Origin of the sequence: Micromonospora sp. NPDC049559 (genome assembly GCF_040676675.1) — a bacterium.
Lineage (GTDB): Bacteria > Actinomycetota > Actinomycetes > Mycobacteriales > Micromonosporaceae > JBFAPK01.
In genome coordinates, this window is the sequence record NZ_JBFAPK010000004.1 from 206,214 (window position 1) to 218,746 (window position 12,533).

13 protein-coding genes are annotated in these 12,533 nt (G+C 73.9%); 11 read left to right on the forward strand and 2 right to left on the reverse strand.

Annotation, left to right across the window (positions count from 1 at the left end; all coding sequences use genetic code 11):
* The first annotated feature begins 40 nt into the window (after window positions 1-40).
* The 7 genes from AB0J86_RS08215 to AB0J86_RS08245 all read left to right on the forward strand — a co-directional run bounded on the left by AB0J86_RS08215 (window position 41) and on the right by AB0J86_RS08245 (window position 7,948).
* Entirely contained in the window at window positions 41-1,636 is a 1,596-nt protein-coding gene (locus AB0J86_RS08215; protein WP_363854773.1) for a lysine 5,6-aminomutase subunit alpha, read from the forward strand.
* Complete coding sequence (locus tag AB0J86_RS08220) at window positions 1,633-2,394, forward strand: OAM dimerization domain-containing protein (RefSeq protein WP_363854400.1); 762 nt, start codon at window positions 1,633-1,635, stop codon at window positions 2,392-2,394. Before AB0J86_RS08215 ends, AB0J86_RS08220 begins: the two co-directional genes overlap by 4 nt.
* The gene (locus AB0J86_RS08225) at window positions 2,387-2,809 is read left to right on the forward strand and encodes a hotdog domain-containing protein (protein ID WP_363854402.1); all 423 of its coding nucleotides are present in this window, start codon (window positions 2,387-2,389) and stop codon (window positions 2,807-2,809) included. Before AB0J86_RS08220 ends, AB0J86_RS08225 begins: the two co-directional genes overlap by 8 nt.
* A complete protein-coding gene (locus AB0J86_RS08230; RefSeq protein WP_363854404.1) occupies window positions 2,806-4,206 on the forward strand; it encodes a glutamate mutase L in 1,401 nt (466 codons plus the stop codon). The genes AB0J86_RS08225 and AB0J86_RS08230 overlap by 4 nt, the downstream gene beginning before the upstream one ends.
* 567 nt (window positions 4,207-4,773) lie before the next feature.
* Entirely contained in the window at window positions 4,774-6,441 is a 1,668-nt protein-coding gene (lnt, locus tag AB0J86_RS08235; RefSeq protein ID WP_363854776.1) for an apolipoprotein N-acyltransferase, read from the forward strand.
* A 41-nt stretch (window positions 6,442-6,482) separates the two neighbouring features.
* Window positions 6,483-7,286 (forward strand): polyprenol monophosphomannose synthase, encoded by an 804-nt coding sequence (locus tag AB0J86_RS08240; RefSeq protein WP_363854407.1) that lies wholly within the window; start codon window positions 6,483-6,485, stop codon window positions 7,284-7,286.
* A 131-nt stretch (window positions 7,287-7,417) separates the two neighbouring features.
* Entirely contained in the window at window positions 7,418-7,948 is a 531-nt protein-coding gene (locus tag AB0J86_RS08245) for an FxsA family protein (RefSeq protein ID WP_363854410.1), read from the forward strand.
* 7 nt (window positions 7,949-7,955) lie between these two features.
* On the opposite strand, the gene AB0J86_RS08250 is transcribed toward AB0J86_RS08245, so the two are convergent.
* The gene (locus AB0J86_RS08250) at window positions 7,956-8,969 is read right to left on the reverse strand and encodes a LysR family transcriptional regulator (RefSeq protein ID WP_363854413.1); all 1,014 of its coding nucleotides are present in this window, start codon (window positions 8,967-8,969) and stop codon (window positions 7,956-7,958) included.
* A 131-nt stretch (window positions 8,970-9,100) separates the two neighbouring features.
* On the opposite strand from AB0J86_RS08250, the gene AB0J86_RS08255 reads away from it, so the two are divergent.
* From AB0J86_RS08255 to AB0J86_RS08270, 4 genes are read left to right on the forward strand one after another with little or no spacing between them, the layout of a single operon-like run.
* Entirely contained in the window at window positions 9,101-9,982 is an 882-nt protein-coding gene (locus AB0J86_RS08255; protein WP_363854416.1) for a zinc-binding dehydrogenase, read from the forward strand.
* Entirely contained in the window at window positions 9,979-10,959 is a 981-nt protein-coding gene (locus tag AB0J86_RS08260; protein ID WP_363854419.1) for an alpha/beta fold hydrolase, read from the forward strand. The genes AB0J86_RS08255 and AB0J86_RS08260 overlap by 4 nt, the downstream gene beginning before the upstream one ends.
* Window positions 10,956-11,396, forward strand: coding sequence for an SDR family NAD(P)-dependent oxidoreductase (locus AB0J86_RS08265; RefSeq protein WP_363854422.1), 441 nt, complete (start codon window positions 10,956-10,958; stop codon window positions 11,394-11,396). Before AB0J86_RS08260 ends, AB0J86_RS08265 begins: the two co-directional genes overlap by 4 nt.
* A 35-nt stretch (window positions 11,397-11,431) precedes the next feature.
* The gene (locus AB0J86_RS08270; RefSeq protein ID WP_363854779.1) at window positions 11,432-11,713 is read left to right on the forward strand and encodes an SDR family oxidoreductase; all 282 of its coding nucleotides are present in this window, start codon (window positions 11,432-11,434) and stop codon (window positions 11,711-11,713) included.
* A gap of 111 nt (window positions 11,714-11,824) precedes the next feature.
* On the opposite strand, the gene AB0J86_RS08275 is transcribed toward AB0J86_RS08270, so the two are convergent.
* Window positions 11,825-12,166 carry an RNA polymerase-binding protein RbpA gene (locus AB0J86_RS08275; RefSeq protein ID WP_363854424.1) on the reverse strand — a complete coding sequence of 114 codons (342 nt, stop codon included), beginning with the start codon at window positions 12,164-12,166 and terminating at the stop codon, window positions 11,825-11,827.
* Window positions 12,167-12,533 lie beyond the last annotated feature (367 nt).

Here is a 12,533-nt window from a genome sequence, read left to right on the forward strand (position 1 = left end):
GGTCGGGTCGCGGGGTGTCGCGGTGAGCGGCGGCGGGCCGGTGGGCGGGAAGTTGGGTCTGGATCCGGCGGTGGTGGCGCGGGCGCGGGAGTTGGCGCGGCGGGCCGGTCAGCCGGTGGTGGATCTGGCGCGTAGCCACACGACGGTGTCGGTGGAGCGGGCGGTGTTGCGGCTGGCCGGGGTGGGTGGTGCGGATCCGGACGGGATTCCGTGGGTGAACCGGTTGGTGGACGCGGTGGTCGCCGATGTGGGGTTGTCGCACGGGGTGGCGGTGCCGGTCTTCGACGCGTTGGCGCGGGAGTCGCTGGACGATGTGACGTTGTTGGCGCAGCGGGCGGCGGCGGGGTCGGTGCGGTTCGAGGTGCCGTCGGGTCGGGCGGCGACGGCGGCGCGGCGGGCGGCCCGGCGGGCGGTGGCGGCGGGGATCCGTCGGGTGGACCGGCGTCGGGTGGAGCGGGAGCGGTTGGTGCGCCGGTGGGGGGATCCGCCGCGGCGGCCGTGGGTGTATCTGATCGTGGCGACGGGCGACATCTACGAGGACATTCCGCAGGCGCAGGCGGCGGCGCGGGCGGGCGCGGACGTGATCGCGGTGATCCGGTCGACGGGTCAGTCGTTGCTGGACTACGTGCCGGAGGGGGCGACCCGGGAGGGTTTCGCGGGGACGTACGCGACGCAGGAGAATTTCCGGCTGATGCGGGCGGCGTTGGATGCCTCGTCGCGGGAGTTGGGTCGGTACGTGCGGCTGACGAACTACGCCAGTGGGTTGTGCATGCCGGAGATGGCGGTGCTGGCGGGGTTGGAGCGGCTGGACATGATGCTCAACGACTCGATGTACGGGATTCTGTTCCGGGACATCAATCCGATCAGGACGTTCGTCGACCAGCGGTTCTCCCGTCAGGTGCACGCGCGGGCGGGGATCATCATCAACACCGGTGAGGACAACTACCTGACCACCGCGGACGCGGTGGAGGAGGCGCACACGGTGACGGTGTCGCAGCTGCTGAACGAGTTTTTCGCGCACGAGGCGGGGTTGGCGGACTGGCAGTTGGGGTTGGGGCACGCGTTCGAGATCAATCCGGAGGTGCCGGAGTCGCTGCGGCTGGAGTTGGCGCACGCGTTGCTGGCGCGGGAGTTGTTCCCGGACGCGCCGTTGAAGTGGATGCCGCCGACGAAGCACATGACCGGTGACGTGTTCCGGGGCAACCTGTTGGACGGGTTCTTCAACCTGGTGGGGGCGCTGACGGGGCAGGGGATCCTGTTGGTGGGGATGATGACGGAGGCGGTGGTGACGCCGTGGCTGTCGGATCGGGACATCGCGCTGCAGAACGTGCGGTACGTGTTGGGTGCGGCCGGCGGGTTGCACGAGGATTTCGTGCCGGCGCCGGGTGGGTTCGTCCAGCGGCGGGCGGGGTTGGTGTTGGACGAGGCGGTGCGGTTGCTGGAGCGGATCGTGGACGATTCGCTGTTGACGGCGATCGGGGAGGGCACGTTCGGGATCATGCGGCGGCCGGCGGACCGGGGTAAGGGTCTGGACGGGGTGGCCGCGCACGCGTCGGACTACTACAACCCGGCGACGGAGATCCTGGAGGCCGACGCGGCCGGGGGTGCCGTGGTGGCGGCGGGGGTGTCGGCGTGAGCGGGCCGGTGGTGCGCCCGTACGGGGACACCACGGGCGACGGCATGGTGCAGGTGTCGTTCACGTTGCCGGTGCCGCACGACAAGCGGGCCGAGGGTGCGGCGCTGCAGTTGGCGGCGAAGATGGGGATGGATCCGGCGCTGCTGGTGCACGCCAGGGCGATGGGGGACGGGTTCACCTTCTTCGTGGTGTACGGGCGGGTCAACCATCTGGTGGACCTGTCGGCGGTGCGGGTGGTGGAGCGGGACTTTCCGTTGCTGCCGGCCAAGGAGATAAACGCGCTGGTGAAGCGGCGGTTGCGGCGCAAGCTGACGGTGGTGGGGGCGTGTATCGGTACGGACGCGCACACGGTCGGCATCGACGCGATCCTGAACGTGAAGGGCATCGCCGGGGAGAAGGGCTTGGAGTACTACCGGGAGTTGCGGGTGGTGAACCTGGGTGCGCAGGTGAGCGTGCCGGATCTGGTGGAGGCGGCCCGGGCGGAGCGGGCGGACGCGGTGCTGGTGTCGCAGGTGGTGACGCAGCGGGACGCGCATCTGCACAACACGCGGGAGATGTCGGCGGCGTTCCGGGAGGCGTTGCCGGCGGGGCGGCGTCCGCTGCTGGTGGTGGGTGGTCCGCGGTTCGACGAGGCGATGGCGGCCGAGTTGGGGGTGGACCGGATCTTCGGTCGGGGTACGACGCCCCGGGAGGTGGCCAGCTACCTGGTGCACGCGTTGGTGACGGGCAACGGTCGGGGAGGGCGGTCGGGTGAGTGATCCTCGGGTGGGTGTGTCGGTGACGCACCGGCGGTACGTGCCGTACTCGCACGCGCACTACGCGGGTTCGCTGGTGGACGGGGCGTACGCGCTGGGGTTGTTCGGGGACGTGGCCACGGAGGTGTGCATCCGTACCGACGGCGACGAGGGGTTGTTCGCCTCGTACGCGGACGTGCAGTTCCGGGCGCCGGTGCGCGCCGGTGACGTGGTGGAGGTGACGGCGACGGTGCGCCGGGTCGGTACGCGCAGCCGGACGTTGGACTTCGAGTGTCGGGTGGTGTGCCGGGGGCGGCCGGACCGGGGCGGGTCGGCGGCGGAGGTGTTGGATCCGCCGCTGGTGGCGGTGACGGCGACCGGCACGGTGGTGGTGCCGCCGGCGGGGCAGGCGCCGGGCGCGGTGCCCCGGCCGCTGTGACCCCGGCCGGGGACGGCGCGGGGCCGGGCGGGGCGACGGCGGCGGCGGGCGGGTACGCGGTCTGCGCGGACGTCGGTTCGACGTGGACGAAGGTGGCCCTGGTGGGGTTGCCCGACGGCCGGCTGCTGGCCACGGCGGCGCGTCCGACCACGGCCGGCACGGACGTGCTGCGGGGTCTGGACGCGGCGGTGGCCGCGGCGACCGCGGCGCTGCCGCCCGGGGCCGGTACGCCGGTGCCGGGCGGCTGGTACGTCTGCTCGTCGGCGGGCGGGGGGCTGCGCCTGGCGGTGGTGGGTTACGAGGAGTTGGTGACGGCGCGGGCCGGGCAGCGGGTGGGCCTGTCGGCGGGCGCGCGGGTGGTGCACGTGGCGGCGGGCCGGCTCGACGGGGCGGGGCTGCGGGCGGTACGGGCGGCCCGCCCGGACGTGTTGCTGCTGGTGGGTGGTACCGACGGCGGCGACGCGGAGGTGTTGACGCACAACGCGACCCGGTTGGCGCGGGCGCGGTGGCGTACGCCGGTGGTGCTGGCCGGCAACGTCGACGCGCGCGAGGAGCTGGTGGGGCTGCTGGCCGGGGCGGGGGTTCCGGTGACGGTGGCCGACAACGTGCTGCCCCGCATCGGGGTGTTGGCGCCGGCCTCGGCGCGGGCGGCGATCCGGCGGGTGTTCCTGCGGCACGTGATCGGCGGTAAGGGGTTGTCGCGGGGTGGGCGGTTCGCGTCGCTGGTGCGCGCGGCCACCCCGGACGCGGTGCTGTCCGGTGTGGAGCTGCTGGCCGACCAGCTCGGCGGGGACCTGGCGGTGGTGGACGTGGGTGGGGCCACCACCGACGTGTACTCGGTGCTCACCCCGGACGAGCGGGACAGCGGGCCGGGTCGGGCGGCGGCGGGGACGCTGTGGCGGGCCCGTACGGTCGAGGGTGACCTGGGGATGCGGTGGAGCGCGCCGGGGGTGGTGGCCGCGGCGGTCGCGGAGCGGCTGCTGGGCGCGGACGAGGCGGCGGGGTTGGCGGCGGAGGCGGCCGTACGGGCGGGTGAGCCGGGGTTCGTGCCGGTGGACGAGGCGCAGCGGTCGACCGACCGGCGGATCGCGGCGCTGGCGGCGACGGTGGCGGTGCGTCGGCACGCGCGCGGCGACGGTACGGGGGTGCCGGCGCGGGACCTGCGGGACGTGCGGCTGCTGATCGGGTCGGGGGGTGTGCTGCGTCACTGCGCGCCGGGGGAGGCGGCGGCGGTGCTGTCGACGGTGTTGACCGACCACGCCGGTGGGTGGCCGCTGCCGCGGGCGGCGGGTGTCGTGGTGGACGGCGCATACGTGCTGGCGGCGGCGGGTCTGCTGGCGGCGGAGCATCCGGGTGCGGCGTCGGCGCTGCTGCGGCGGCACCTGGCCGGTGGCTGAGCCCGCCTCCGGGGGAAGACTCGCCGGGGCCGACACGCCGGGCGGCGGGAATCGACTGGCCCGGGGCGGTTGACAGTCATCGGGGGGCATAACGTACCGTCTTTGAGTCCTACTACGGGAAGCGGCTGTTGTTCGCTTCGTCCCTTCGTCCGCTGGCCGAGCGACCGGTACGTGTGTCAGTGGTCGCGGCGGCCAGGTCCAGCGGGCGGGGGTCGGCGGGGCGGCGCGAACCGGCCGCGCTTACCGGTGTACGGGCAGGGCGATGTGCGCGGCCAGTAGACAACGGCCTGACGGGGACAGCCAGTCCGCGTCCGGTCGGTCCGAAGGTCGTGGCGGGTCTGCGCTGCCGCACCGGCCGGGGAGGGCCTGGGAGCATCGGGGCGTGGCCGTCGGCCGCGCCCCGATTTTCGTTCCCGCCCGCCGGGGTCGACGAGGAGCGGCTTTTCCCGCGTGTCCGGTCGGCCCGTGGCTGGGCCGGGGTCGGCGCGGTGGGTAGCCTTCGGCGGGTGATTTCTGCGTCGCCGGCGGGCCGGTGACGCCCGGGTGGAGCGGGTGGCGCGGGTGACGATGGTGGTCGACACAGCCGGTGAGACGGCCGGTACGGACGGGTCCGGGCGTACGCCGCGGCCGGCGCGGGGGGCGTTGCCGCTGCCGGTGGCGGTGGTGGCCGCGGTGGCCGCCGGGTTGGCGCTGCTGGTGGCGTTTCCGCCGTACGGCTGGTGGTGGCTGGCGCCGGTCGGGGTGGCGTTGCTGGCCGCCGCGACGCACCGGCGGCGGTTGCGCGGCGGTGCCGGGCTGGGCGCGTTGACCGGTCTGGTGTTGTTCGCCCCGCTGCTGGAGTGGACGAACCTGCACACGGGGCTGCTGCCGTGGCTGCTGTTGTCGGCGTTGCAGGCCGGCTACCTGGCGCTGCTGGGGTTGGCCGGGGCGCTGACCAGTGCGCTGGTGGAGCGGGCCCGCTGGTCGTGGCCGCTGGTCACCGGGCTGCTGTGGGTGGCGCAGGAGGCGCTGCGGGACCGCACCCCGTTCGGGGGGTTCCCGTGGGGCCGGTTGGCGTTCAGCCAGGACGACTCGCCGCTGCTGCGGCTGGCCGCGCTGGGCGGGGCGCCGCTGGTGACGTTCGCGGTGGCGCTGGCCGGCGGGTGCCTGGTCGCGGCCGGTTGGGGGCTGTGGCGCCCGCCGGCGCCGCGACCCGCGGCGGGCGTCGACGGCGGGAAGGTCTCCGCTGCGCGGGCCGGTGCGGCGCGCCGCTGGGGGTGGCCGGTGGGGGCGCTGGCGGCGGCCGTGGCGGTGGTGCTGGCGGGGCTCGCGACGCCGGTGGGTGGCGCGGGCGGCGGCGGCACCGCGGTGGTGGCGGTGGTGCAGGGCAACGTGCCGCGCCTGGGGCTGGACTTCAACGCCCAGCGCCGCGCCGTGCTGGACAACCACGTCAACGCCACCGTGCAACTGGCCGAGCGGGTCGCCGCGGGCCAGCAGCGGCAGCCGGACCTGGTGGTCTGGCCGGAGAACTCCTCCGACATCGACCCGCTGACCTATCCGGACGCGGCGGCCCGCATCTCCGAGGCCGCCGACGAGATCGAGGCGCCGATCCTGGTGGGCGCGGTGCTGCTGGGACCGGGCAGCGGACAGGTGCGCAACGCGGGACTGGTGTGGCGGCCCGGTACTGGCCCGGACGAGCAGCAGTTGTACGTCAAGCGGCACCCGGTGCCGTTCGCCGAGTACGTGCCGCTGCGCAAGGTGGCGCGGATGGTCAGCAAGGAGGTCGACCGGGTCCGGTCGGACTTCGTGGCCGGCGACCGGCCGGGGGTGCTGCGGGTCGGCCCGGTGGTCCTCGGTGACGTGATCTGCTTCGAGGTCGCCTACGACGACGTGGTCCGCGACACCGTCACCGGCGGCGCGCAGGTACTGGCGGTGCAGACGAACAACGCCACCTTCGACGAGGCCGAGGCGCGCCAGCAGTTGGCGATGGTGCGGCTGCGGGCGGTCGAGCACGGTCGGGACGCGTTGATGGCCTCCACGGTCGGGGTGTCCGGGTTCGTCAGCCCCGACGGGCGGGTATCCGGGGCCACCGGGTTCAACACCGACGCGGTGGTGGTCCGGCAGATGCGGCTCGGTGACGCCCGCACGGTGGCCACCCGGGCCGGGGTGTGGCCCGAGGTGGTGCTGGTCGGGTTGGCCGTGGCGGTGCTCGTCGCGGCGGTGCCGGGCCGGCGCCGGTGGGGGCTACCCGGATAGCCGACGGGGGACGCCGGGGCGCCGGCAGATGCGGAGGAGCGGTGAGCGAGGCAATCGGGGGGGATGGCCGGCTGACCGGTTATCCGGGCGTCGGCCGCGTCCTGGTCGTGATCCCGACGTACAACGAGGCCGACAACGTCGAACCGATCGTGCGGCGGCTGCGCCTGGCGGTGCCCGAGGCGGAGGTCCTGGTCGCCGACGACAACAGCCCGGACGGTACGGGGGACGTCGCCGCCGGCCTGGCCGCCGCCGACGAGCGGGTGCACGTGCTGCACCGGCCCGGCAAGCAGGGGCTCGGCGCGGCGTACGTGGCCGGGTTCGGGTGGGCGCGTGACCGGGGTTTCGACGCGGTGGTGGAGATGGACGCCGACGGTTCGCACGCCCCGGAGGAGTTGCCCCGGCTGCTGGAGGCGGCCCGCGACGCCGACGTGGTGATCGGTTCGCGCTGGCTGCGGGGCGGTCGGGTGGTGAACTGGCCGTGGCACCGGCAGGTGTTGTCGCGCTGCGGCAGCCGGTACGCGCGGATGGTCCTGGGCATGCCGGTGTCCGACGCCACGGGCGGTTTCCGGGTGTACCGGGTACCCGCCCTCGAAAAGATCGACTTCGAGTCGGTGACGTCGCAGGGGTACTGCTTCCAGGTGGAGCTGTCCTGGCGGGCGCACCAGGCCGGGTTCCGCATCGCCGAGGTGCCGATCACGTTCGCCCAGCGGGAGCGGGGCGCCAGCAAGATGAGCCCGGCGATCATCGGTGAGGCGCTGTGGCGGGTGACGGTCTGGGCGGCGCGGGACCGGATCTCCGCGCGCGAGACGCGGCGGGCGGCGGCCGAGCCGGTACGGTGGCCGTAGCGGCCCGGTGGCGCTCGGGTGGCCGGGGTCGCGGGGTGGCGCGCACGTGTCATGCTCGATGGGCGGGTCGTGCCGGTTCGCCGGGTCGGGGCCCGCGCCGGGTGTCGTGCCGCGGATGCGGATGAGGTGAGATGCGCCGAGGACTGAGGCTGGTACCGGCGGGACTGCTGATCGGGGTGGTCGTCGAGATCGCCGTCTTCGTCCTGCTCGGCCGGTGGATCGGGTTCGGGTGGACGTTGCTGCTGGTGCTGGCGGTGTCCCTGACGGGGTTGGCGCTGCTGCGGCGGGAGGGAATCCGCGCCTGGCGGGGTTTCCGGGCGGCGCTGAACGCGGGGCAGCCGCCGGGGCGGCAGGCCACCGACGGGCTGGTGGGGCTGGCCGCCGGGCTGCTGCTGGCGGTACCGGGGCTGGTCAGCGGCGCGGCCGGCCTGCTGCTGCTGGTGCCGCCGGTGCGGCGGCTGGCGCGGGGGCGGGTGCAGGGCGCGGCCGAGCGGCGGGTCTCCTCCGCCGTCGCCGGTGACCTGTTCGGCCCGCGGCGGGTACGGGTGCGACGCGGGCAGCCGGACGCGGCCGGGCCCGGCGACGGCGCGCCGCCACCACCGCCGGCGGCGGGGACCGGTCCGGCCATCGAGGGTGAGATCGTGGAGCCGCGCGGCCGCTGAGGCCTGGTCATCGAGACGGGCTCCGGACCGGCGCGGCCACTGGCCCGCCCGGCGCTCGGGCAGGGGTCGAACCGGGCGCCGTCGCGGTGCTTTCCGGCACCGGGTGGGGTTCGGGCAACCAGTCGCGGCCGGGGGTGTACTCCAGCCAGCGGTTGCGTTCGGCCTCGGCCACGAAGGCGCTCACCACGGTGTCCATCAGGGGATGCCCGTAGCTGGGCCACAGCAGCGACCACGCGTACAGCGGGGTGGGGTCCTCCAGCGGAACCAGCCGGATCCCCGGGGTGTCGGGAAGCGGCACGTCGGCTGGGAGCAGTGAGAAGCGGCGCGGGTCGGCGGCGACCTCGGCGAGGAAGTGTTCCAGTCCCAGGTTGGTCCCCTCGGCGTGGTCGCGGACGCCGAAGTGCGCGGCGAAGTGACGCAGGAAATCCAGCCGGTCCAGCGCTCCTGGGGTCCACAGCACGCTGCCGCGCAGCTGCTCGGGCCGCAGCACGGGCTCGGCCGCCAACGGGTGGTCCGCGCCGAGGATCGCGTCCACCGGTTCCAGCCGTACCAGCCGGTGCGTCAGTCCGACGGGCAGGGGCGGGTGGACGCGGCCGAAAGCCGCGTCGACGTCGCCGCGCAGCAGCGCGGCCGTCGCCGACGGTTGGTCGCGCGCGTGCCCCAGTTCCAGCCGCAGCTCACCGGAGCGGGCCGCCACGTGCGCGACCGTGCGCATCGGAGCGTACAGGTGACCCCAGACGTCGATCCGCAGCGGCCGGTGCGGATCCCGCACCGCGGCCACGGCCAGGTTCGCGGCGGCCAGTGCCTGCCTGGCCGGTCCGAGGAAGCGTTGCCCGGCCTCCGTGAGCCGTACTCCGTGACCGAGACGATCGAACAGCCGCGCGCCGAGCCGCGATTCCAGGCCCGCGATCCGTTTGGACAGCGCCTGCTGTGAGATCGACAGCTCCTCGGCGGCCCGCCCGAAGTGCCGCCGCTCGGCCGCGAACAGGAACGCGCGAACCTGCGCCATGTCGAGATCCATGGCTCGGACCTTAGGTGACAACCGATGGTTGTCGCTTGTCTTCGATCGTTGTTGGCTCCGCCCGCGGGGGCGCTCGTACGGTCGCCGGCATGAAGAGATTGGTTCCGACCGGCGACCGGGCTCGTCCGGTGGTGTTCGCCGAGGACGCCCAGCCGCTCGCGGCGCCGCACGAGGCGTTGATCAGGGTCGAGGCGTTCGCGCCGAATCGCGGCGAGACGTTCCTACTGGAAGATCCGCGTCCGGGCGTCGTTCCCGGCAAGGACGTCGCCGGACTGGTGGTGCAGGCGGCGGCGGACGGCTCCGGGCCGCCCGTCGGCGCCCGGGTGGTGGGCCATCCACCGTCGGGTGGCTGGGCCGAGTACGCGGCGGTGCCGACCCACTCGCTTGCCGTGCTGCCCGACGACATCAGCGCCGTGCGGGCCGCCGCGCTGCCGCTGGCCGGGATCACCGCGCTGCGGTTGCTGCGCGTGGCCGGCGCGGTGACGGGCCGGCGGGTGCTGCTGACCGGCGCCTCGGGCGGGGTGGGGCACTACCTGACGGAGTTGGCCGCCGCCGCGGGTGCGGACCTGACCGCGGTGACCGCCACAGCCGCGCGCGGTGAACGACTGCGTGAGCGTGGCGCGGCGGCAGTCGTGCACGCGGTGGCCGACGCGCCGGGCCCGTTCGATCTGGTGTTCGAGTCCACCGGTGGTGCTGATCTTCCGGTCGCGCTGTCGAAGCTGGTCCCCGGAGGCACGCTGATCTGGTTCGGTCAGGCCAGTCGCGCGCCGGTGACGCTGAATTTCTTCGACATCCTGGCCGGGCCGCAACGGGCCGTGATCCGGCATTTCCACTATGCGGGCGCGCCGTACGGCGAGGATCTGAACACGTTGGTCCGGCTGGTGGGCGACGGGCGGCTGCACCCGGAGATCGACCGCGTCGCCGACTGGAGCCAGACCGCCGAAGTCCTGGTCGACCTGCGCGAACGCCGCATCCGCGGCAAGGCTGTCCTGACCACGGGAGGGGTGCGATGAGCGTCGAGGAGTTCGTCGCCGCCAATTTCACGCGCGCCACCGGGGCGGGCCTGGACCCGCACGAGTACCAGCGGGTGACCGGCGAACTGGCATCACTGGACGGCTGGGGTGAGGCGTTCGTCCGCGCCGGGCGCTCGCACCTGGTCCGCGCGCGGGAGGCGGCCTCGCCGATCTCGGCGGGCGAGCACTACCAGGTGGCGGCGCGATGGTTCCACTTCGCCACCCTGGCGCCGCAGGCCGGGCAGGCGCTGGCCGCCGCCGAGGCCGACGCCGCCATGGGCCGCGCCCTGGCTGTCCTGGAGCCGCACGCCCGGCGGATCGAGGGGCCCGGCTTCACCGGCTGGCTACGCGGTCGCGCCGATTCCCCGATCACCGTCATCGTCGTGCCCGGCCTGGACTCCAGCAAGGAGGAGTTCCACGCCGTCACCTCGGCCCTGCTGCGCAGGGATGTGGCGGTGTTCGCGATGGACGGTCCCGGACAGGGCGCGCTCGCGTCCACCTCGACCGTCCGGCCCGACTACCATCAGGTGATCGGCCGGGTCATCGACGCGCTCGGTGTCGACCGGGTCAGGCTCGTCGGGCTCAGCCTGGGCGGCTACTACGTGGCCGAGACCGCTGCCTGGGAAACCCGCGTCGCGGCCGTCGCCACCGTCAGCGGCCCCTTCCGCCTGGACTGGGATGGCCTTCCGACCCCGGTACGGGACCTCCTCACCCGGCGCGCCGGCGGGGCCCGGCCGGCCCGCGACTTCGCCCGCCAGGTCGACCTGTCCACGCTGGCACCACGCATCACCGTCCCGCTCCTCGTGGTGGACGGCGGCCAGGACCTCATCCCCGGCGTGACCAACGGCGAGCGGCTGGCCCGCCTGGCGCCGCACGGCGAATACCTGCTCGTCCCGCACGGCGACCACCTGCTCGGCAACGCCCGGCCCGACTGGCTGCCCGCGACCGCCGACTGGCTCTCCGGAGAACCCAAGTGAACCGATTCGTCGACAAGGTCGCCCTGATCACCGGCGGCACCAGCGGCATGGGACTTGCCACCGCGCACCGCCTCATCGCCGAAGGCGCCCACGTGATCGTCACCGGTCGTACCCCGCGACGCGTGGACGCCGCCGTGGCCGAACTCGGCCCACGCGCCCTGGGCGTGGCGGCCGACGCCGCCGACCCGGCCGGGCTCGACGCGGTCATGGACAAGATCAAGACGCGCCACTGCCGCCTGGACGTCCTCTTCGCCAACGCTGGCGTGGGCACCTTCCTACCCTTCGCCGACATCACCGAGGCGGACTTCGACCACGCCGTCGGCGTCAACTTCAAAGGTGTGTTCTTCACCATTCAAAAGGCGCTGCCGCTGCTGGCCGACGGCGGCTCGATCGTCATCAACGCCTCCTGGACCCTGACCGGGGCAACGGCGTCCTGACGCTGTACTCGGCGACCAAGGCGGCGGCGCACAACCTGGCTCGTACGCTCGCCGCCGAACTCGGCCAGCGCGGCATCCGGGTGAACTCCATCAGCCCGGGATACATCGACACGCCGATGTATCCCGCTGCCGCGTTGAGCGAGGCGGAGGTGGCGGCCGTGACGGATCGAGTCGTCGCGCGCCGGTTCGGCCGTCCGGAGGAGATCGCCTCAGTGGTGGCGTTCCTCGCCTCCGCCGAGGCGTCCTACATCAACGGCCAGGACCTGGTCGTCGACGGCGGCCTGGTAGCCGCTGTTCCCGCCGCGTCCGTCAGCTGACGAGACGGGAGCATCCCCCGCCCGGGTAGCCCTCCGGCCCGGCCACCCGAAAACCCGTACGCCCCGCCGGCGAGGTCGCCGGCGGGGCGTACGAAGGTCTTCCCGGTGTGCTCAGATGCGCCCGCGGCGGGTGCGTACCTCCTCGAGCCGCTCGGCGAGGATGTCCTCGAGTTCGGCGATCGAACGACGCTCGAGGAGCATGTCCCAGTGGGTGCGCGGCGGCTTGGCCTTCTTCTGCTCCGGCTCGCTGCCGTCCACCAGCCGGGCGACGCTGCCGTCGAACTTGCATTCCCAGGTCATCGGTACCTCGGCGTCGACGGCGAAGGGCACCTCGAACTGGTGACCCTTGGCGCAGAGGTACTCGCGGGTCTGGCGCGGCGCGAGTTCCGTGTTGCGGTCGGACTCGTAGCTGACTGCTCCCAGACGGCTTCCGCGAAGCATGCGCTCGCCCATGATCGGCTTTCCCCTCGGTCGTGGTGCTGTTCCAACAGGTGTAACGATGTGCACCGGGCGGGCGATTCCCCGCCGCCCGGTACGGACGGTGCGGCTGGCCGGGGACGCCTCCGGTCGACCCGCCATCACCCGACGTGATCGGCCCCCCGCGTCCCAAACCCTCCGAGCTTAGCCGGAGCCGTGGGACGGGCGGCCACTTCACCGGCCAAACCAGGACTCGCGGGCGCGAATCGCGACCCAACCGTTATCACGGGCCAACCGGCGGGGTCCGGTCGCCGTGACCTTCCGGTCACCTGACGTCCCCGGCGGCCCCGGCTATTCCCGTATCGCGCCCGAGACGGTGGCGGCCAAAACGTAGCGGCGGACC

Bases quoted from the DNA above. Each gene is read 5' to 3' on its own strand.
- lnt (WP_363854776.1), top strand. From the start codon at position 4,774: ATGGTGGTCGACACAGCCGGTGAGACGGCCGGTACGGACGGGTCCGGG.
- AB0J86_RS08245 (WP_363854410.1), top strand. From the start codon at position 7,418: ATGCGCCGAGGACTGAGGCTGGTACCGGCGGGACTGCTGATCGGGGTG.
- AB0J86_RS08275 (WP_363854424.1), bottom strand. From the start codon at position 12,166: ATGGGCGAGCGCATGCTTCGCGGAAGCCGTCTGGGAGCAGTCAGCTAC.
- AB0J86_RS08260 (WP_363854419.1), top strand. From the start codon at position 9,979: ATGAGCGTCGAGGAGTTCGTCGCCGCCAATTTCACGCGCGCCACCGGG.
- AB0J86_RS08250 (WP_363854413.1), bottom strand. From the start codon at position 8,969: ATGGATCTCGACATGGCGCAGGTTCGCGCGTTCCTGTTCGCGGCCGAG.